This window comes from Burkholderia sp. AU17457 (assembly GCF_002223255.1).
Classification (GTDB): domain Bacteria; phylum Pseudomonadota; class Gammaproteobacteria; order Burkholderiales; family Burkholderiaceae; genus Burkholderia; species Burkholderia sola.
In genome coordinates this window covers 39,845-59,648 of sequence record NZ_NKFB01000005.1, presented here as the reverse complement: position 1 = coordinate 59,648, position 19,804 = coordinate 39,845, and the positions used below count along the sequence as shown (strand labels likewise).

At 65.4% G+C, this 19,804-nt stretch carries 19 protein-coding genes; 8 read left to right on the top strand and 11 right to left on the bottom strand.

Annotation, left to right across the window (positions count from 1 at the left end):
- Positions 1 to 92: 92 nt before the first annotated feature.
- From CFB49_RS17530 to CFB49_RS17510, 5 genes are all read left to right on the top strand, one after another.
- A complete protein-coding gene (locus CFB49_RS17530) occupies positions 93 to 1,436 on the top strand; it encodes a virulence factor (protein WP_084044290.1) in 1,344 nt (447 codons plus the stop codon).
- Between the two features lie 171 nt (positions 1,437 to 1,607).
- Positions 1,608 to 2,600 carry a hypothetical protein gene (locus CFB49_RS35745; protein ID WP_143329296.1) on the top strand — a complete coding sequence of 331 codons (993 nt, stop codon included), beginning with the start codon at positions 1,608 to 1,610 and terminating at the stop codon, positions 2,598 to 2,600.
- 217 nt (positions 2,601 to 2,817) lie between these two features.
- Complete coding sequence (locus CFB49_RS17520) at positions 2,818 to 3,075, top strand: PAAR domain-containing protein (RefSeq protein ID WP_089491888.1); 258 nt, start codon at positions 2,818 to 2,820, stop codon at positions 3,073 to 3,075.
- An 18-nt stretch (positions 3,076 to 3,093) separates the two neighbouring features.
- On the top strand, positions 3,094 to 3,408 hold the full coding sequence (locus CFB49_RS17515; protein WP_089492765.1) for a TrfB-related DNA-binding protein: 315 nt from the start codon (positions 3,094 to 3,096) through the stop codon (positions 3,406 to 3,408).
- 166 nt (positions 3,409 to 3,574) lie between these two features.
- Positions 3,575 to 5,053: an aminotransferase class V-fold PLP-dependent enzyme gene (locus tag CFB49_RS17510; RefSeq protein WP_089491887.1), complete on the top strand. Its 1,479-nt coding sequence runs from the start codon at positions 3,575 to 3,577 to the stop codon at positions 5,051 to 5,053.
- Between the two features lie 94 nt (positions 5,054 to 5,147).
- Here CFB49_RS17510 and CFB49_RS17505 read toward each other — a convergent pair whose 3' ends face one another.
- A complete protein-coding gene (locus tag CFB49_RS17505) occupies positions 5,148 to 5,939 on the bottom strand; it encodes a helix-turn-helix transcriptional regulator (RefSeq protein WP_069619000.1) in 792 nt (263 codons plus the stop codon).
- Between the two features lie 109 nt (positions 5,940 to 6,048).
- On the opposite strand from CFB49_RS17505, the gene CFB49_RS17500 reads away from it, so the two are divergent.
- Positions 6,049 to 7,128 (top strand): alcohol dehydrogenase catalytic domain-containing protein, encoded by a 1,080-nt coding sequence (locus tag CFB49_RS17500; protein ID WP_089435907.1) that lies wholly within the window; start codon positions 6,049 to 6,051, stop codon positions 7,126 to 7,128.
- An 84-nt stretch (positions 7,129 to 7,212) separates the two neighbouring features.
- On the opposite strand, the gene CFB49_RS17495 is transcribed toward CFB49_RS17500, so the two are convergent.
- The 10 genes from CFB49_RS17495 to CFB49_RS17445 all read right to left on the bottom strand — a co-directional run bounded on the left by CFB49_RS17495 (position 7,213) and on the right by CFB49_RS17445 (position 17,488).
- A complete protein-coding gene (locus tag CFB49_RS17495) occupies positions 7,213 to 7,605 on the bottom strand; it encodes a 2-oxoglutarate dehydrogenase (protein ID WP_227789689.1) in 393 nt (130 codons plus the stop codon).
- An 82-nt stretch (positions 7,606 to 7,687) separates the two neighbouring features.
- The gene (locus tag CFB49_RS17490; RefSeq protein WP_089491886.1) at positions 7,688 to 9,535 is read right to left on the bottom strand and encodes a S10 family serine carboxypeptidase-like protein; all 1,848 of its coding nucleotides are present in this window, start codon (positions 9,533 to 9,535) and stop codon (positions 7,688 to 7,690) included.
- Positions 9,536 to 10,232: 697 nt separating this feature from the next.
- Complete coding sequence (locus CFB49_RS17480; protein WP_089491885.1) at positions 10,233 to 12,047, bottom strand: ExeM/NucH family extracellular endonuclease; 1,815 nt, start codon at positions 12,045 to 12,047, stop codon at positions 10,233 to 10,235.
- A gap of 169 nt (positions 12,048 to 12,216) precedes the next feature.
- Positions 12,217 to 13,158: a CopD family protein gene (locus CFB49_RS17475; protein ID WP_089491884.1), complete on the bottom strand. Its 942-nt coding sequence runs from the start codon at positions 13,156 to 13,158 to the stop codon at positions 12,217 to 12,219.
- A complete protein-coding gene (gene copC, locus CFB49_RS17470; protein ID WP_089437037.1) occupies positions 13,155 to 13,535 on the bottom strand; it encodes a copper homeostasis periplasmic binding protein CopC in 381 nt (126 codons plus the stop codon). Before copC ends, CFB49_RS17475 begins: the two co-directional genes overlap by 4 nt.
- Before the next feature lie 14 nt (positions 13,536 to 13,549).
- Positions 13,550 to 13,897 carry a copper-binding protein gene (locus CFB49_RS17465; protein ID WP_089491883.1) on the bottom strand — a complete coding sequence of 116 codons (348 nt, stop codon included), beginning with the start codon at positions 13,895 to 13,897 and terminating at the stop codon, positions 13,550 to 13,552.
- Between the two features lie 66 nt (positions 13,898 to 13,963).
- Positions 13,964 to 15,259: a multicopper oxidase family protein gene (locus CFB49_RS17460; RefSeq protein WP_089435902.1), complete on the bottom strand. Its 1,296-nt coding sequence runs from the start codon at positions 15,257 to 15,259 to the stop codon at positions 13,964 to 13,966.
- A 1-nt stretch (position 15,260) separates the two neighbouring features.
- Positions 15,261 to 16,763 (bottom strand): TolC family protein, encoded by a 1,503-nt coding sequence (locus tag CFB49_RS17455; RefSeq protein ID WP_089491882.1) that lies wholly within the window; start codon positions 16,761 to 16,763, stop codon positions 15,261 to 15,263.
- On the bottom strand, positions 16,760 to 17,041 hold the full coding sequence (locus tag CFB49_RS17450; RefSeq protein WP_179234915.1) for a hypothetical protein: 282 nt from the start codon (positions 17,039 to 17,041) through the stop codon (positions 16,760 to 16,762). The genes CFB49_RS17455 and CFB49_RS17450 overlap by 4 nt, the downstream gene beginning before the upstream one ends.
- A gap of 90 nt (positions 17,042 to 17,131) precedes the next feature.
- Positions 17,132 to 17,488 (bottom strand): hypothetical protein, encoded by a 357-nt coding sequence (locus CFB49_RS17445; RefSeq protein WP_089491880.1) that lies wholly within the window; start codon positions 17,486 to 17,488, stop codon positions 17,132 to 17,134.
- Between the two features lie 229 nt (positions 17,489 to 17,717).
- On the opposite strand from CFB49_RS17445, the gene CFB49_RS17440 reads away from it, so the two are divergent.
- Positions 17,718 to 18,389: a heavy metal response regulator transcription factor gene (locus CFB49_RS17440; protein WP_069619009.1), complete on the top strand. Its 672-nt coding sequence runs from the start codon at positions 17,718 to 17,720 to the stop codon at positions 18,387 to 18,389.
- Positions 18,386 to 19,795, top strand: a complete 1,410-nt coding sequence (locus tag CFB49_RS17435; RefSeq protein ID WP_089491879.1) for a heavy metal sensor histidine kinase — start codon at positions 18,386 to 18,388, stop codon at positions 19,793 to 19,795. Before CFB49_RS17440 ends, CFB49_RS17435 begins: the two co-directional genes overlap by 4 nt.
- The last annotated feature ends 9 nt before the right edge of the window (positions 19,796 to 19,804 follow it).

Below are 19,804 nucleotides of genomic sequence, written 5' to 3'. Positions count from 1 at the left end.
TCGCAGCATGGATGATCACGGCCGTACTCATGGCGTCGTTAATGGCGCACGTAGAACAACCAGACCCGACACAACTGGAAATAGGAGATTGGATGAAACGATTTTTAGTCGTGCCCAGCCTGGCTGCGCTCATGGTGCTTCTGTTCACCACGGCCACGGTACGGCCGGCGCACGCGGCACCTTCGACGGAACCTGTAACGCATGCGGGACCCTCTGCGGAAGAAGCAGCGAAGCCATTCGTCGCGCAGGTTGTAGGTTTGATCTGGTTGAATCCGTTGCAACGCATGGACTACCCGACCGAATGGCAACTGCTGTGGACGCAAGGACTCGCGTCTCCGAACAAGAACGACGACATGGTGCGGACCGATCCGAAGTCCTTTACGACGCTCCAGTCGGTAGCGGGTATCGCATACGGCAACGAAGGCACAGAAACATTCAGAGGGTTCTATCGCAAGTACATGACCAAGTTCCCGCTGCTGCTTCACTCACGCTACGCGAGCAATGCGAAATACTTCTACACGGTCAAACCTGACGATAAAAAGAACTGGCGTGAGTTGGCTGGCATCCGTGTCGAGCTTGCGATTCCGGAACGACTCGACGCGGCCGAATCGCAAAACTATTTGCAGGACTCGATTCGAAGGACGTTTTCGATCGGGAATCGGTATTTTCCAACGATGTGGAGCCGCAACACGCTTCCCGACGTACAAGCCACACAAGGCGGCCCCAACACCGGATTCACATCCCTGAACAACGCACTGGACTACTTGCGGGCGAACCCTGACAAGAGCGTCTGGGTAGTGAACTGGGACGCACCCAACTTCCCTCCCACGGATGCACAGATCAACGAGAACCTTGTCGTGCTGTTCCTCGCTGGCCCAACCTTCAACACCGAGCGTGAACCGCTCTCCTGGATCGGCAAAGCCGCAACCGGCAACACGCATGATTTTCCGCAGAAGGTCGGCACGACCCGAGCCGTGCAGGCGTGGAAGGCGACCATCGACCAAGCGGCACGCAATGCCGGCATCGTGGTCCCTGACCTCAACTACGTCGTTCACGACGCAGGTAAAGGCAGCGACGCATCATCGACACGTCTTGCGATGCTCGGACAAACCTTGACCGAAACCCTCCCCGAATACGACCACCGTAAGCAGACGTTCAACACGGCCGCCCTACTCGGCGACATGGGAACCGGCAGCGCATTGACCGACGTCGCGCTCGCAATCGGCCGGATCAATCACTTCGGCGGCAATGCACTCGTCGCCGGCACGACCGATCCGGATCATCCGGTCGCGGTCGTCGTCCTGCCACCGTCGAAACTCACGCCGATCGATCCCGACAAGGATTGGTTCCGCGCACGCGGCGGAAACAACGCCTACCTGCCGTGGTGGGGACGCCGACACGACACAAATTACGGCATGCAAGGCTATTCGTGGTGATGCACATCGGCTTGGCGGCGCGCTGCATGTGAACGTAACCGCCGCGTCTAGTAACAGGAGTCGAGTGCAGCCATTTGCTATCGCGCCCGGTTTGGTGGCGCTCATGGTGTTTCCTTTCGTCACCACCATGATTCCAGATTAACAATGACGATATGAAAATAGCGGAATAGTATGAATAGCATGCTCCGGACATTAAAATCCAAATATTTGAAAAAGATAAAATTGATCGTGGCGCTGCCGATAAGTGTGTTGCTAGCCGGTTGCCCGCCGATGATTGTGCCGCATTTTTCAACGAAATCTTACGAGAAAATTTATAGCTTTCCGGCTGAACCACGTCCGTGGTTGACGCTGAAAAACGAGGGCATCAGTCTTTATTTGTATAATAGTTGCTATGATCGGAGCAGCGACTGTAAATGGCAAAATCTGGTCGCCTTGAAGAGCGGAACAAAACCCGATTGGAAAAGCCTTCTGGATGCACGTCCGATTAGTTGGAAAGTTCAAGGTACGAATTTACCCATGCGCCGCCCGATCTCCGCCTATGTACCCGGCACCAAATATCGTTTCATGGGTGCATTCAATAACTACCCAGAAATCGTGTTTGCAATTCCCGATGATCTTGTTGCCGATAAAGGGAATCGCGATCCGAGCTACATGCAGATTGAAGATTACAACTCTCTCGCCAGCCCTGTGGCTATAGATATTCAGTTGGTCGTTTACGATGACGAGCATCAATGGATTTTTGCTAGACAACCGAAACCGAATTATGAAAGAAAGAATTATCCGACTGACCTATTTGTTCCCAGCGACCTATTTCGATTTTCGGGGGGCGATGATGTGCGGCTACATCAATCGATGGCCTTGTATTATGTTTCACCAAAAACAGCGCCGACCGGCTATCGTGTCGTATCAGGCAAGGCGGCGGAATATTGGGTTGGAAAGTTCAACATCAAGTATAGAGCCGATCAAATCGCGTTAGCTGATGTTACATTTCCTTCTGTGCCTCTCACACTTGACGCCTTAACCGTCGATGACAAAAGCGTCGCTGGAAAGCCCACGCTGTTATGTCACTACAGCTCTACCCAATTTAATCTGGGTTGGATGGATGCGGCCCAACACCGCGAACCATCGGAGGAAGATCGAAAGAATTGCGAGCCAATTCAATAGTCGGGATGCTGCCCAATAATTATTGGGTCGGATCGTCTGCGTTTCGCCATCGGCCGGATCAATCACTTCGGGGGCAACCTGCCGTGGTCGGGCCGCCGACACGATACAAATTACGGCATGCAAGGCTATTCATGGTGATGCACACCAGCGCGGCAAATCGCTTCATCCGAACGTGATCGCCGCGTCAGACCTCAAACCATTTGGAGGACGGAATCCCATGCGGGGAATTATCCGGGTAGAAGATACGCACACCCACGGCGGCCGGGTCGAATCCGGCGCCCGAAAAAGCACGGTGATGGGGCGCGCGGTCGCTCGTATCGGCGACGCGTGCTCGTGTCCGATTCATGGCGCTTGCACGATCGCTGAAGGCGACCCGGCCTTCGACATCGAAGGCCGCCCCGTCGCATTCGACGGCCACAAGACTTCGTGCGGCGCGGAATTGATCTCGTCGCTTCAACATTCGGGGCGAATCTGAATGCCGACGACCCGACGCATGACCGACGAACAGTTCCGGCTGTTGCGGATGCACGATACGAGGATCAAGCCGCTGAACCAGTGGGCCTTGCACGAGATTTTCGTGAAGGGCCGATCACAACGGGCGCTGGCCGCCGAACTCGGCATGACGCACTCCGCGATGTCGCAACTTGTGCGAAAAGCCTGGCGACGCTATCTCGATCTGCCATGTAACGCCGCCCGCCTCACGACGCTCACGGTCACGATTCCGTCGAAGTACGAGCAGGCGCTGCTGGCATGGGTGCGGGATGCGCACCGGCTATCGACCCAACCCGGCCCCGACGCGGCGACGTAATCGCGACGATTCCGGCCAGCGAAGCCACGGAGAAATTAATTCCCCTATTTCCAAGACATAGAAAACGTAATTCCACTTCGAGCCGCATCTTCAGCCAACTTTGGATCCTTTTTCCCTTCTGTCCCCCGTATCATCTCCGTCACTACGCAATCAGCCAGAGACGGACATGAGCGAACCCACCGCGCTGCACTACCTCGACTACGCAGCCACGACCCCCGCCGATCCCCGCGTGATCGAAGCGATGACGGCCTGCCTCGGTTTCGACGGCATCTTCGGCAACCCCGCATCCAGCTCGCACGCCGCCGGCCGACTCGCAAAAGACAAGGTCGAGCACGCCCGCGCGCAAGTCGCCGCCCTCATCGGCGCGGACGCCGACGAGATCGTATGGACGTCGGGCGCCACCGAATCGAACAACCTCGCGCTGAAGGGCTATGCGGAAAATGCGACCGGCAAGCGCCACCTGATCACGAGCCGCCTCGAGCACAAGGCCATTCTCGACACGATGGCGAACCTGTCGAAGCATGGCATGCAGGTCACCTTCCTGACGCCCGACGCCCACGGCGAAATCACCGCCGACGCCGTGGCGGCCGCGATCGGCCCCGACACCGGCCTCGTGTCGCTGATGCTCGTGAACAACGAGATCGGCACGCTGACCGACATCGGCGCGATCGCCCGCATCGTGCACGCCGCCGGCGCGCTGCTCCACGTCGACGCCGCGCAGGCGCTCGGCAAGACACCGATCGACGTGCGCGCGCTCGGCATCGACATGATGTCGATGTCCGCCCACAAGGTGTACGGCCCGAAGGGCATCGGCGCGCTGTTCGTGCGCCGCGAGATCGCGAGCCGGATCGCGCCGCAGATCCACGGCGGCGGCCACGAGCGCGGGCTGCGTTCTGGCACGCTCGCCACGCATCAGATCGTCGGCATGGGCGTCGCGTGCGAACTCGCCGCCGAAAAACTCGACGGCGAAGCCGAACGGATCGCGGCGCTCGGCGCGCGGCTCACCGACGCGCTGTTCGCGCTCGGCGACGTCACGCAGAACGCGGCCGCTGCCCGCCGCATCCCGCACACGCTGAGCCTGACGGTGCATGCGCCGGGCTTCTTCCCGTTCATGCTCGGCGAAGCGCTCGCCGTGTCGTCCACCTCCGCATGCAATTCGACCAGCGGCGCGCCGTCCCACGTGCTGACCGCGATCGGCCTCGATGCGGAAGCGGCCGGCCGCACCGTGCGCATCAGTTTCGGGCGTTTCACGACGGAACAGAACGTCGACTTCGCGATCGCCTGTTTCGCGCGGGCGATCGAGCAATGTCGGGCGGCGGCGGCGACCGGCTTCGCCGCGTCGCGGCAGATCACGCCGGCCGATCTCAAGGCGATCCGCAATGCCGGTTTCCGTGCGGTGATCTGCAACCGGCCCGATGGCGAAGGCGCGGATCAACCGGCGTTCGAGGAGATCGCCGCCGCCGCGCGCGAACTGGGCATGGACGCGCGCTACCTGCCGGTCGAACGCGACCGCATCGGCGACGCGGAAGTCGACGCGTTCGGCGCACTGGTCGACACGCTGCCGAAGCCGGTGCTCGCGTATTGCCGCAGCGGCAGCCGCTCCGGCATGCTGTGGAATCGGCTGTCCGAACGACGCACGGCGTAAGCCGCCCCGCCGTTACGCCTGACCGACCACCTGCGTTCACGCATGAAGCCGATGCTTCGCTGCGTGGCCGCCGGTGGCGCGAGTCACAGCCGCATCACGTCTGTTCATCGCCGTTCACCGGCGTATAGATCGCCAGCTTCAGCGCGGGATCGTCGTTCGCCTGGAACGTCGCGTACTCGTAGCGCTGCGTGCCGCGTTGCGCATGCACGAGCACCTTCTCGCCCGACACGCCGCTGCGCACGTCATGCGTATCCCACCATCGACAGAATTCGCTGCTACTGGCGCGCAAGCGCGCGACCAGTGCGACGAACGCCGGGTCGCTCGCGTAGAGATCGTGGTTCGTGCGAAACAGCGCGATCATCCGGCGCGCCTCGTCGGCCCAGCGCGCGGCGAACAGCGCACGCGCGTACGGCGCCTCGAACATGTAGACGAGGATGTTGCGATCCGCTGGCGCCAGCCGGTCGAAGCCGAGCAGATCGGCCGCGGCCGCATTCCACGCGAGGATGTCCCAGCGTCGGCCGGTCACGTAGGCGGGCTGTTGAAGATGCGCGACGAGCCGCGCGATGGCCGGCGGCACGCGTTCCGGCACGAACGCAGGTGACCCGTCGCGCCGCGCGAGCGTGCGCAAGTGGGCCGCTTCGGCCTTGTCGAGCCGCAACGCGCGCACCAGTGCGTCGAGCGTCGTATCCGACGGGTTGACGTCGCGCCCCTGCTCGAGCCGCACGTACCAGTCGACGCCGATGCCGGCCAGTTCCGCGACTTCCTCGCGCCGCAGGCCGGGCGTGCGCCGGCGCGGGCCGTCGTGAAGGCCGACGGCATCCGGGCGCAGCTTCTTGCGCCGCGAGCGCAGGAAATCACCGAACGGGGTTCGCGTGGTAGCGGTCATCGGGTTCGCTCCGTGCAGGGTGGTATCGGCCCATCCTGGGCTCGCGCCGGGCCTTGTTGCCGATTCTAAGCCTGCCAGAATCGACGCGTCCTCACCCTCGGGAAGTGTCATGAAAGCTGCGATTCTGAAGTCGCTGGGCACGCCGCTCGCGATCGAAACGATGCCGGACCCGGTGCTCGGCACCGGCGAAGTCGTCGTGGACGTCGTCGCGACGCCGGTTCTGTCCTATGCGCGTGAAGTGTTCAGCGGCGAGCGCCGCTATCCGATCGAGTTGCCGATGGTGCCCGGTTGCGGCGCGATCGGCCGGGTCCGGCAAACCGGCCCCGACGCGACGCAGTTGCAGCCGGGCGACTGGGTGTTCTGCGACCCGACCGTGCGTTCGCGCGACGACGCACGGATACCCGACATCGTGCTGCAAGGCTGGAGCGCGCGCGGCGAAGGTGGCAAGCAGTTGCAACGCTACTTTCACGACGGCCCGTTCGCGGAGCGGCTGCGCGTGCCGACCGAGAATGCGGTGCGCATCGGCGCGATCGCGGCCGCCGACGCCACGCGCTGGTGCGCGCTCAATACGCTGCTCGTGCCTTACGGCGGGCTGCTTGCGTCCGATCTGCGCGCCGGCGAAATCCTGCTCGTCAGCGGCGCGACCGGCAATTTCGGCAGCGCATGCATCGCGGTGGCGCTGGCGATGGGCGCGCGGTGCGTGGTCGCGCCCGGCCGCAATGCGCGCGTGCTGGCGGATCTCGAACGCCGCTTCGGCGACCGCGTGCGCACGGTCGAACTGACCGGCGACGAAACCGCGGACCGCATCCGCATGCAGCACGCCGCGCCGGGGCCGATCGACTGCGTGATCGACCTGATGCCGCCGTCGGTGCCGGCGACGACGGTGCGGGCGGCCGTGATGGCCGTGCGTCCGTACGGGCGCGTGGTGCTGATGGGCGGCGTCGGCATGCTCGGCGGGGCCGGGCTCGAGCTGCCGTATCCGTGGCTCATGCGCAACGACATCACGCTGCGCGGTAAATGGATGTACCCGACGGAAGCGGTGACGCTGATGACCGGGCTCGTTCGCGGCGGGCTGCTCGACCTGGGGCACTTCGACGTGACGGTCTTCGCGCTCGACGACGCGAACGACGCGGTCGCGCATGCGGCCGAACATGGCGGGCCGTTCAGGATGACGGTGATCGCGCCCTAGGCAACACATCGCGCACGCCCAGACGTCGAAATTCGGCGGCCGGCGCGATGGAAAGCCGCGCCGGCCGCCGCCCTGCCCGCTACGTCACTCGTCCTGCTGTTCCTGCTGCGCCTGCACCTGCCGCTGCCGGATGAACTGCCGCACATCGCTCATCGTCACGCGGCCGGTGTGCTTCGCATCGATCTCGTCGAAGTGCTTCGACACGAAGCCGAGCCCGCTGCTTTGCGCCTGCGCCTTCGTCACGGCCGCGCCGTTGCTCAGCACGGTATTGCCGCCGAGCCTCGCGTCGACGCGCTGCTGCGCCTGCTGCTGCAAGGCCGCGCCGGTCGACGGCAACACCGGCGCCGCGCGCGTGGCCGGAAAGAACGGACCGTCGACACCGCGCCCGCCGTGCGGCAGCTTCACCGGCGCCACCGCCTGCGGCGGCAACGCGTAGGCACTGCTCATCACGGCGCCGAGCACGATCAACGGAGACATACGCCGCATCAATTGGATTAGGGACATGATCGCTCGCATTCAATGGATGAATAGAGGGTTCCTTTGACAAGGACTCCGTCGCTCAAGGGGCTGCCGCCAGCGTCGTCGCGGCCGTCGCGCCCGGCGTGCTGCCGGTCGGCACGCTGGGCGGGTTTTCATCCGGCCACGGCGGCGGCAGCGTGTGCAGCGTCAGCGCCGTCGGAATCCGCGCGCCCTTGTAGAACGTCTGCAAATCCCGCTTCATCAGCGGACGGGCGACGTCGTCCAGATAGATCATGTGACCGCCCTGGAAGAAATTCACCTGCAGCTTCGGATGCAGCCCCTTCACCGTCTGCAGCCGCGCGAGCTGCTTCTCGGTGTTGAAGAACGGCGTCGCGAGATCGTGGTAGCCGTTCTCCGCGAGCACGCGAAGCTTCGGGTTGAGCTGCAGCGCACCGAGCAGATCGGGAATCGTGTCCGGCATCGGCTGGCCGTCGTGCGAGAAGTCCCAGACGCCGATGATGTTGTCGTTCAGCGGCAGGTACGTCGCGTTCGGGGCCGTATAGCCGAGGTAGTCCGGCATCTGCGTCGCGAGCGCGTTCGTGAACGGTTGCGAGATCAGGATGTCGGACGGATCGCCGTCGTTCTGCAGTCGCGGGTCCGAGTTCGGCAACGACACGCGCCCGTCATACCGGCCGATCGTCGTGCCGGGCACCAGGCTCGTGCCGAACGGATTCGCGTTGAAATAGTCGCGCAGCGCCTGCTGCGTGAGGCTCGACGGAATCGACCACAGCCTGAGCGTCGCATCGCTCGGGAACACCGGCGTGCCGAGCGCGTCCGGAATGCCGAGCTGGCTCAACACCCACGACTGCGAATACTTCTGCAGCTGGCTGTAGATCAGCGTCGTGAACAGTTCCGTCTGGAGTGCATACAGATCCTGGTTCACCGGCGCCGGCGACACCTGGTTGAAGTACGCCGCGACCGCCGCGTAGCCGGGCAGATAGCCGGCCACCGTATCGGTATCGAGCAGCAGCCCTGCGGTCGACTGCGTGATCGCCACCGCTTCCACCGCATCCGCGAAGTAGTTCAGGATCGCCGATTGCAGCACGATCCCCGTCAGGTGCACGCCGGCCGATTCGAGCGCGAGCGCGAGCATGTCGGTACGCGGCGTGCCGTACGATTCGCCGTACAGGTAGATCGGCGACGTGCCGCGGCTGTTGACGTTCAGGTAGCGCTGGATGAAGTCGCGCATGATGTTCACGTCCGCGTCGGAACCCCAGTACTTCTGGTTGGTGTTCGGCAACACGGCTTCCGACAGCCCGGTGCCGGGCGGGTCGATGAACACGAGGTCGGTGGTGTCGATCAGGCTCTCCGCATTGTCGACGAGCGGATAATTCGGCCAGTTGTTGCCGAACAGCGGATCGGGCGTGGCCACGCGGGTCGGCGCGAACGAGCCGAGCCGCAGCCAGATCGACGACGAGCCGGGCCCGCCGTTATAGACGAACGTGACCGGGCGCGGCTTGCCGTTCGTGCTGGGCGCGGTGTACGCGACATACGACATCGACGCTTCCGGGTTGCCGTTCGCGTCCTGCGCGGTCAGGTGGCCGGTGGTCGTCGTGTAGTCGATCGTCTTGCCGCCGCCCTTCCACTGGTAATGCATGACGGCCGCTTTCTCGGACACCTGCGACGGCGCGAGGCCGTCGGTCGCGTTCATCGAGTACGCGACCGGGTCGACATACGACTGGTTGGCGGCAGACGTCTGGGTGCCGGCCGCCTGCGCGCTGGCCTGCTGGCTCGCGGTGGCCTGCGCGAGGCTCGACGCGCCGACGGACGACGAATCGTCGCCGCCGCATGCCGCGAGCGCCAGTGTCATGACGGTCAATGCGCCTAGCCCGGCCAGCCGGCCACGACGAACACGGCGGCTGCCGGTACTGCTCCTGTCTGGTTTCATCTCTTTCCTTCAGCTTCGGATACCGCGTCACAAAGGCCGCCAACGCCCGCGACACGCGCAGGCCGACCCGCCACTCGCGTTGCACGGTCGGCAGTCGGCGGTTGGGGATAGGACTTCCAAGAGACTGAACTTGATACAGACACAGCAAACTGCTGGCGAGAATGATGCCCGGACGCGCCCCCTGCAGTTTGGACAACTTTTGTATGACTGAAACTCAGGCCATGACAAAAATAGGCGGTGCTGCGCCGCGTTGTCAAAGATCATTCGGATATTAAAAATCCCGCAATGATGCGAAGGGCGGACAGTGTCTGGAACTTGAAAGAAAACGGAATTATTCGTGCAAGGTGTGTTTTGGCGGCAATGCCACGCCGAATATTTTACTTTTCACGCGCAATGCAGAATCCTTTCCCGTATTGGCGCAGCAGACAGAAATCCTTCAAATCGGCATGATCATTCTTTCAATTTTATTATCGCCAATCGATTAACGCGATGCAGCAGCGTGTACAGGTCATTCGACGATTCGATTCACTTCAATCCTTCCTCAATTGCGGCATCGATGTGCACTGCATCATCCATAAAGTACCGGCTCGATTAATTACTCATGGAATTATTTACCCGGTATTCGAACGGTTTCCGGGACAAGCGCGACGTCCGGCATTGCCGCACATCACGCCTGTCGCAAAACCTCAAGCCATCGTCACTTCCCGCCGCCCGGCAGCGCGATATCGATCAGCACCGGATCGTGATCCGACGAACGATACGCATCGGCCGCATAGAACGTCTTCTGCTGCTCGGCCGACTTGTACGCGAGCGTGTACTGCAGCGCGAGCGGCTCGTCCGCGTTGATGTGCCATTCGTGCACGGCCTTCACGTGCGACGCGAGCGGCAGCGTCGCGAGCGCGTGGTCGAGATAGCCGGCTTCGCCGTTGTAAACGTAGCTGTACGCGTTCGCACCGATCCAGCGCGCGACGAGGTTGCGGTAGCCGCGCGATTCGAGCGTGCGGATCGGGTCTTCGTACGTGTAGCTGTTGAAGTCGCCGATCAGCAGCACGCCCTGACTCTTGACGCCCGTCGGGTTGCCGGCCAGCCAGTCGGCGACCTTCGCCGCCGCGCGCGTGCGCGTCGGGTTCCAGCATCCCTGGCCATCGCCCTGGTCGAGATCGTCGTTCGCGGCATCCGGGCAGTTCTTCGACTTCAGGTGGTTCACGGCCACCGTCAGCGCCTGTTTATTGCCGCCGAGCAGCCGGAACGACTGCGCGAGCGGCTGGCGGTTCTTGTCATCGATCGCGAGCGTCGCCGCGCGGCCGACCGGTTCGACCTTGCGGCTGTCGTAGATCATCGCGACCGCGATCGCGTCGCCGCCGAGCCGCGACGTGCCCGGATCGACCACGCGCCAGTGACTGCCGAGCTTCGCCGCGAGCTGGCGCACCGCGCTCAGTTCGCCGTAGCCGTTGTTCTGGATTTCCATCAGGCCGATCACGTCGGCGTCGATGGCCTTCAGCGCGCTGACGATCTTCGCTTCCTGGCGCTGGAATTCCTGGAACGTCTTCGCGCCGCGATTGTTCGGATCGTCGAAGCCGCCGCCGAGACCGTTGCCGTTGAAGTAGTTGAGCACGTTGAACGACGCGACGCGCAGGTTCGCTTTCGGATCGCGCGCCGGTGCGTTCGTGCGCCGGTTCTCGCGCTTGTCGAACACCGGCGCGGCCGCGCCGGGCAGCGGCTGTACGCGCCATGCGCCGTAACGCACTTCGAGCACGCCCTCGACGTCGCGCACCGTGTAGCCCGCGCGCAGCGTGTTCGCGGCCGACAGGCCCGGCGCCGGATACGGCACGGTCGCGGGATTCTGCTTGTTCGAGCCGTCGTCGAGGATCAGGCGGTTGCGCGCGTTCGCGTCGATCTGCGTCTGCGCCTGTGCGGGCGGCACGACGCTCGTCGGCATACGCAGCCGGCCGTTGCTGAGCATCACGCTGCCGTAGCGCCCGAGTTCGTAGTTGTCAGTGACGTTCAGCGTCTGCGGCAGGCGCACGAGCATCCCTTCGTACGCGGCGAACGCGTTCGGGCTGTCGACCGGCAGCGTGAGCGTCGCGGGCGTGACCGTCTGGCCGTTCGCGCACACCGCGATCGCGCCCGCCAGCGTGAGCTGCGTCTGCCCGTATTTCTCGTCGACCCTGCCCGTCACGTGCACGAGATCGCCGGCCTTCGCACGCACCTTCGGCGCATAGACGAACAGGCCTTCGGACACACCCGGCTGGTTGCGGCGCTGCGCATCGGCCTGCTGGACGAAGAAGCCGCCGAAGCCGTCCGTGCCGCCGAAATCGGCGGTGACGACGGCTTCGATCGACGCGTTCTGGCCAGCGAGCGGCGACGGCGCGCCCGTCCCCTGGATATCGGCGATCGGCGTCGTGCTGCCGCCGCAATTCGCGCTGACGGGCGCGGCGGTGGCGGCGAATACCGGCGCGGCGAGCATCGGGAGCAGCAATAGCGGGGCAAACAGGCGGATTGTCGAGCGCATGGCGGGAATCCCGGTTGTGAGGGTGGCGAAAGCTTAGCGACGCTCGGTGACAGTTTTTGGTAATCGGCAGACAGGCCGATGTCATCGTCGTCATCACGCCGGGATCGCCACGCGTCGTACGGCCGGGCGTCGCCGATGCGCCGAATCCTGCGCCGACAAAACCGCCGCGCTAGACCGTCCCCGGCAGTGCGCTTGACACGAGCACGGCCGCCACCATCAGCACGCCGCCGAGCACGACCGCCTCGACGCGCAGCACCGTGCCGAACCGTTTCAACGCGCCGGCCGGCATCGCGGCGGCCGGGTCCTTCAACGCGGCCAGCAGCTTCGGCATCCCGAAGAACCGGTTGTGTCCGCCGAGCATCGCGGCAATCAGCACGAGCGCGAGCTTCAGCAGCAGGATCTGCCCGTACGTCGACGCGAGCAGGTTGGCGGGCGTACCCACGCCGCGCCAGCCGTTGTACGTACCGGTCGCGAACAGCACGACCAGCGCGTAAGTGGATGCATCGGACAACGACTGCACGAACGATGCGCCCGTCGTGCGTTCGCTCGCCGGCATGCGGACGAGCCGCGGCATCACGCCGAACGCCGTCACGAGCACGAGCCCGACCCATGCGCTGATCGCCAGCAGATGCAGCCAGTCGATCCACACCGGCACGCTGAACAAGCCCGCATCCACGGGATGGCCGCCGTTGCCGCGCGCGAGCGCGACACCGGCGAGCGCGACCGCCATCGCGAACGGAAACCGGGTGTCGTTCGCATGCGTGACGAACGACAGCAGCACGACGACGAGCATGAACACCGTGCCGGCCAGCCACGCATGGCCGAACCCGGTGCCCGCGAGCATCGAATGAGCCGCCGGCCCCGCGTCGAGCAGCGGCACTTCGCTCATCAGCGCGCAGTGCGCCCAGAACGCGATGACGCTCGCGAGCAGCGATACGACGGACGCGCTGCGCAGCGTCGCGACGAGCCGCCGCCCGACGTCGTGTTGCCACACCGATGCGCCGCGCGCGAGCCAGTGCCGGCCGAGCAACGCGCCGACGACGACCGCGAACCCGGCGTTCTGGATCGCCACTGACACGAGCCGCAGCAGGCCGACGATGCCGTCGTTCACCCCTTCACCCGGAACGTATAAGCGCCCTTCGTGCGATGCGCGTCGGCCGTCATCGCCGCCCACTGCACCGTGTACGCGCCCGCCGCGAGCTTCGGTATCGCGACGGTCATCACGCGCGGGTTCGACGCATCGATCTTCGCCTTGTCCCGCGTGACGGCGTTGCCGCTCGCGTCGGACACCGTCACCGAGCTGAACGCCGGTTCGAGGTCTTCGTTGAACGTGAGCCGCAACGTGTCGGGCGCCGCGTCGACCGTGCTGCCGGCCGCCGGCACAGCGCCTTCGAGCTTGCCGTGGGCCGAAGCCGCGACCGGTGTCATCGCGAAGAGGGCGGCAGCCGCGGCGAGCGCGGCGAGCCGTCCGGAAATCGTGCTGTTCATGTTCGCGCTCCGCGTCACGGCTTCTTCAGTTCGACGACGGTCAGCGCGCCGTTCACGTCCTCGGCGACGAAGTCGATCGTATCGCCCACCTTCACCTGCGACAGCATCGCCGGGTCCTTGACCTTGAACACCATCGTCATCGCGTCCATCCCGAGGTTCTCCAGCGGGCCATGCTTGATCGTCAGCTTGCCGGCGGCCATGTCGACCTTGCGGATCTCGCCGTGCGACATGCGCTGCGCCGCCGCGGCGCCCTGCCTCGCGCCGCCGCTCATGTCCATGCCGGCCATGTCGCCGGCCGCGTACGACGCGGCGGACAATGCCAGCGCACACCCCGTCGCCATCAAAACCAGTCCTTTCTTCATCGTGTCGACTCCCGTGTGAGTGAATGGAAACCGGCGGCCGCGTCGGTGCGGCCGCCGCGTGCTGCTTCAGCCATCCGGCAATTCGCCGGTGAATTCGTACGCGACCGTGCCCTTCGGATGCCGGAACCAGCCCGGATCGCGATAGTCGTTGCGGCCAAGCCCCTGCCGCACCTTGAGCACCGTGAACATGCCGCCCATCTCCAGCGGCCCGAACGGGCCCGTGCCGGTCATCATCGGCAGCGTGTTGTCGGGCAGCGGCATCTCCATGCCGCCCATCGCGCCGCCCGTGCTGCCCATCGCCATGTAGTCGGGCACGAGCTTGCCGATGCGCTTCGCGAGATCCTTCTGCGGCACGCCGATCAGGTTCGGCACCTGGTGGCCCATCGCATTCATCGTGTGATGCGACTTGTGGCAATGGAACGCCCAGTCGCCCGGACGATCGGCGGTGAACTCGATCGCGCGCATCTGGCCCACCGCGACGTCGGCCGTCACTTCGGGCCAGCGCGCGGCCGGCGGAATCCAGCCGCCGTCGGTACCCGCGACCTCGAAGCTGTAGCCGTGCAGGTGGATCGGATGGTTCGTCATCGTCAGGTTGCCGAACCGGATCCGCACGCGGTCGCCGGCGCGCACCGGCAGCGGATCGATGCCCGGGAATACGCGCGAGTTGAAGGTCCACATGTTGAAGTCGGTCATCTCGTTCACGCGCGGCGTGTAGCTGCCCGGGTCGATGTCGTACGCGGCGAGCAGGAACACGAAATCGCGATCGACCGGCATCGTGCCGCGCGCCTTCGGATGCACGATGAACATGCCCATCATCCCCATCGCCATCTGCACCATCTCGTCGGCGTGCGGGTGATACATGAACGTGCCGTGCGCTTCGAGCCGGAACTCGTAGACGAAGGTCTTGCCGGGCGGAATGTGCGGCTGCGTCAGGCCGCCGACGCCGTCCATCCCGTTCGGCAGCCGCAGCCCGTGCCAGTGGATCGTCGTGTGCTCGGGCAACCGGTTGGTCACGAAGATGCGGACCTTGTCGCCTTCGACGGCCTCGATCGTCGGACCCGGCGACTGGCCGTTGTAGCCCCACAGGTTCGCGTTCATGCCGGGCGCCATCTCGCGCACGACGGGCTCGGCCGTCAGGTGGAATTCCTTCCAGCCGTTCTTCATCCGCCACGGCAGCGACCAGCCGTTCAACGTCGCGACGGGCGTGTACGGGCGGCCGTCGGGCGGCACGAGCGGCGGCTGCGTGCCGGCTTTCGCCATCGTGGGCGCTTCGGGCAGCGACGCGGCGCCGGCCTTGCTGACCATCGCCGCACCGAGCAGCGCGGCGCCCGAGCCGCTGAGAAATTGTCGACGGGACACCATGTCAATGACCTTCCGGATGTGGTTGCGTGGCGGGCGCCGACGGCGCCGCGGGAATGGACGCCGGCTGCGGCGCGGCGTCGGCTTTCGAAGCGGATTCGGGTGCTGATTCGGCGGAGTGCGTCGCGCGTGGCGCGGCGCCCGACGACGGCAACCGGCCGCCGACCGCCATCTGGAGATCGGTTTCGGCGAGCCAGTAGTCCTTCAGCGCATCGATGTAGCCGTTGACCGCGCCAACCTGTTCTCGCGCATCGGTCAGCAGCTCGAACACGCTCGCGAGCATCCCGTTGTAGCGCAGCAGCAGTTCGTCGGAGATCGTCTTGCGCAGCGGCACGACTTCGTCGCGATAGTGCGTGGCGACGTCGTAGCGGGTGACGTAAGCCGCATACGATTCGCGCACTTCGGAGCGCGCATCGATGGCGGTTTTCGCGAGCCGGTTCGCGGACTGCATGTAGATCGCCTCGGCACGCGCGACCTTGGCGCCGCCCCAGTCGAACAGCGGAATCTCGACGCTGATCTCGTAGCCGTGCTCGTGGCCCTTGCCGGTTTCGTAGTCGTTCACGTAGCCGAGTTCGACCGCGTTGACGAAGCGCGTGGCCTTGCTCAGGCCGAGCGACGACGCGACGCCCTGCGTCCGCAGCTTCGCGGCCTGGATGTCGAGACGGTTGCTCATCGCGAAACGTTCGAGATCCGGCAGGTCCGGGCGCGCTTCAGGCAGATCGGGCAAGCGTTCGGGCAACGCGTACCGCGTGCGCTCGCCCCACAGCCCCATCGCGCGCGTGAGCTTCTCGCGTGCGGCGACGGCCTGCTGGCGCGCTTTCGCGTGCTGCGCGACCGCGTCGGCATGAAACGCCTGTTCGCGTGCGTAGTCGAGCCGGCTGAAGTTGCCGGCCTGCCGCATGCGCAGCGCGAGTTCGGCCGCCGCGCTCGCAGCCTCGCGCACCTGCTGCGCATAGTTCGCGGCCTGCTCGGCGGCGACGGCCTCCACGTACGCCCGGCGCGCGTCGGCCGCGACCTTCAGCATCGCGTCGGCCGTTTCGAGCTTGGTCTGCTCGAAGCGGCGGCGCTCGATGTGCGTCGCGAGCGGCATCGTCAGCAGCGCGAACACGTTCGCCGAGAACGTGCGGCCGAGCGTCAGCTCGCCGTCGCCGGCACGCGTGCGGCTGAACGCGAAGCGCGGGTTCGGCAGCCGGCCGGCCTGCACGAGGTCGGCCTCCGACAGCCCGAGTTCCGCGTACGACGCCTGCAGCCCGCGGTTGTTCAGCAGCGCGACTTGCACCGCGTCGTCCATCGACAGCGGTTTTGCAAGCAATTCCTGCGTCCGCTGGTCGACCGCTTCGCGGTCGGCGTCGGTCCGCACCACCACCGCGTCCTTGCCGATTCGCTCGGTTGCGACGGACGACACGGCGTCGAACCCGCCGTCCTTCGAAAATGTCGTGCAGCCCGCGAGGAGCGCCAGCACGATCGCGGCCGCACCGATCCGACGCGATATCGCGAGCGTCGTCATCGCGTGGCCCCTCCGTGCGTGGAATGAGCGGCGCCGTTGCCGGCCGCGCCGCTGTTCGTGCGCCCTTTCGCGGGTCGCTCCGTCACGTCCCGGTTCAGTTGCTTCCAGCCCGGGCCTGCGTCGTCCCGATACGGCCGATAGTCGTCGAACGCCGACGTCACGGTGACGTCCGGCACCGACGCGGCGGCGTCCGCCGGATCGGGAAACGCGGTTTGCGCGGGCGCGAGCGACGGCACGAGGGCCGCCGCGCCCCATAGCGCCGCAATGATCAATCGCATGAACATGTCTCGTCGTAAAGTCGTCCGGCGTGGCGTGATGCGATGGCCGGAGCAAATAGCGGATCGCGGCGGGTCGGCCGCGGCCAGGAACTAGACGGGTATCCGGCGAGGCGGCCGGTCGATGCCGCCGGTCAGGAACGACACGCCCCCGGCCGAACGCGGCCGCGCGACGGTCGTGACGCGCACGCTCGCCATGACGGGCGCCGCGGGTGCGCCCGCCATGCCCATGCCGATGCAGCAGGACACGCACGCGGCACATGACGACGCATGCCGCGCGCGATCGCCGTGATCGTGATGGCCGTCCTGCGCGGCCGGTATCGTGTGCGGCGCGTTGTCCTCATGCGGCACGGCGGCGCCCGCGCACGGCATTGAAACAGCCGCGAACGACTGGATCGGCAGGCTCAGCGCCAGCAACACGACGACGAGAAAGGTGCGCCAGTACGACATGGATGCGAAATCGGGCAGACAGCGACCGTTGGGCCGGCGCGTCGCACGACGGCGCGCCGGGGACAAGACGGCAGCAGCTTATCGCCGCCGCGGTGACGGCGACATGGCCGAAACATGACCGGGCTTTCATGACAATTCCGTCATCCGCCGATCATCGTTCGCGCACGCGCGGCGCCGTATGCTCCGGCGTTACACTGACCGGCTGGAATCACGGACGGCCTGCCTCACCATGCGGATATTGATAGTCGAAGACGAACCCAAGATGGCGTCGTACCTCCGGAAGGGGTTGATGGAGGCGAGCTACACGGTCGACGTCGCGGAAAACGGCCAGGACGGGCTGTTCCTCGCGCTGCACGAGGATTTCGATCTCGTCGTGCTCGACGTGATGCTGCCGGCGCTGGACGGCTTCGAGGTGCTCAGGCGGCTACGCGCGCAGAAGCAGACGCCCGTGCTGCTGCTCACGGCCCGCGACGCGATCGAGGACAAGGTCGCCGGGCTCGAACTCGGCGCCGACGATTACCTGCTCAAGCCGTTCGCGTATGCCGAATTCCTCGCGCGCATCCGCTCGCTGCTGCGGCGCGCGCCGCGCAACGTGCGCGACATCCTGCACGTCGCCGATCTCGAAATCGACCTGCTCAAGCGCCGCGTGCGGCGCGCCGACACCCGCATCGACCTGACCGCGCAGGAATTCGCGCTGCTGCAGCTGCTCGCGGAACGCGAGGGCGAGGTGCTGACGCGCACCTTCATCACGTCGCAGATCTGGGACATGAATTTCGACAGCGACACGAACGTCGTCGACGCGGCGATCAAGCGCCTGCGCGCGAAGATCGACAACGCGTACGAGACGAAGCTGATCCACACGATCCGCGGGATGGGCTACGTGCTCGAGGATCGTTCGTGACCGCGCACGCCGCTTCGTATTCGCTGCTGCGGCGCCTGACGCTCGCGTTCGCAGCGGTCGCCGCGCTCGTGTTCGCGCTGACCGGCGCGTATCTGTACCGATCGCTGTCCGCCGAGCTGACGCGACGCGACGACATCGAGATCTCCGGCAAGCTCAACCAGTTTCTGCAGCTCGCACGCGCCAGCGGATCGACGGCCGCGCTGCGCGCCGATCCGGCCGTGTTCCACGACGTGCTGCTGTCGCATCCGGGTGTCTATCTCGGCATCTACGACGCGCAAAACCGCCCGCTCGTCGAGCATTCCGACGAAGCCGGCAACACGCTCGCGTCGGTGATCGCCGCATCGCATCGGTCACGCAGCACCGACGGCCCGTTCACCTGCGCGCCGCCCGGCATCGGCACGTCGCGCTGCGTGTCCGCACGCGAAACGCTGCCGTCCGGCGAAACGATCCAGGTCGCCCTCGCACGCACGGCGACCGATCGGCAGTCGCTGCTCGAAAGCTATCGCGTCGACATCTGGCTCGCGGCGGCCGTCGGCGCGCTGCTGGTCGGCGCGCTCGGCTACGCGGTCGCGTCGCGCGGCCTGCGCCCGGTCGAAAGCCTCGGCCGGCAGACGTCGCGCATCGAGGCGCACAACCTGAACGCACGCCTCGACGCACGCGGCGGCCCGGTCGAATTGCGCGAGCTCGCCACGTCGGTGAACCGGATGCTCGACCGCCTCGAACGCGCGTTCGTGCGGCTGTCGCAATTCTCGTCCGATCTCGCGCACGACATGCGCACGCCGCTCGCGAACGTGATCAGCTCATCGCAGATCACGCTGTCGCGCGCGCGCACGGCCGACGAATACGAAGCGCTGATCGAATCGAACATCGAGGAATGCGAACGGCTGCAGCGGATGATCGAGAACATGCTGTTTCTCGCGCGCACCGACAATGCGCGGCAGCACCTGAAAGCCGCCGAACTCGACGCGGGCAGCGAATTGCGCCGGCTCGCGTCGTATTTCCAGGCGCTGGCCGACGAAGCCGGCGTGCGCATCGACGTGCATGGCGAAGCGCCGGTCGTCGCGGACGCGACGCTGTTCCGGCGCGCGGTCAGCAATCTCGCGTCGAATGCGCTCGAACACGCGGAAGCCGCATCGACGATCGAGCTGGCCGTGTCGACCCAACGCGGTTACGCGGTCGTCGAAGTCACGAATCGCGGCGTCGCGATTCCGCCCGAACAGGTCGAGCGGATCTTCGAGCGCTTCTACCGGATCGATTCGTCGCGGCACGGCGCGGCGCGCAACGCGGGGCTCGGGCTCGCGATCGTGAAGTCGATCATGGAGCTGCATCGCGGCAAGGTGGAAGTCGCGAGCCGCGACGGGCGCACGACGTTCGCGCTCCACTTTCCGCGCGACACCGACAATTGAACGATGCGC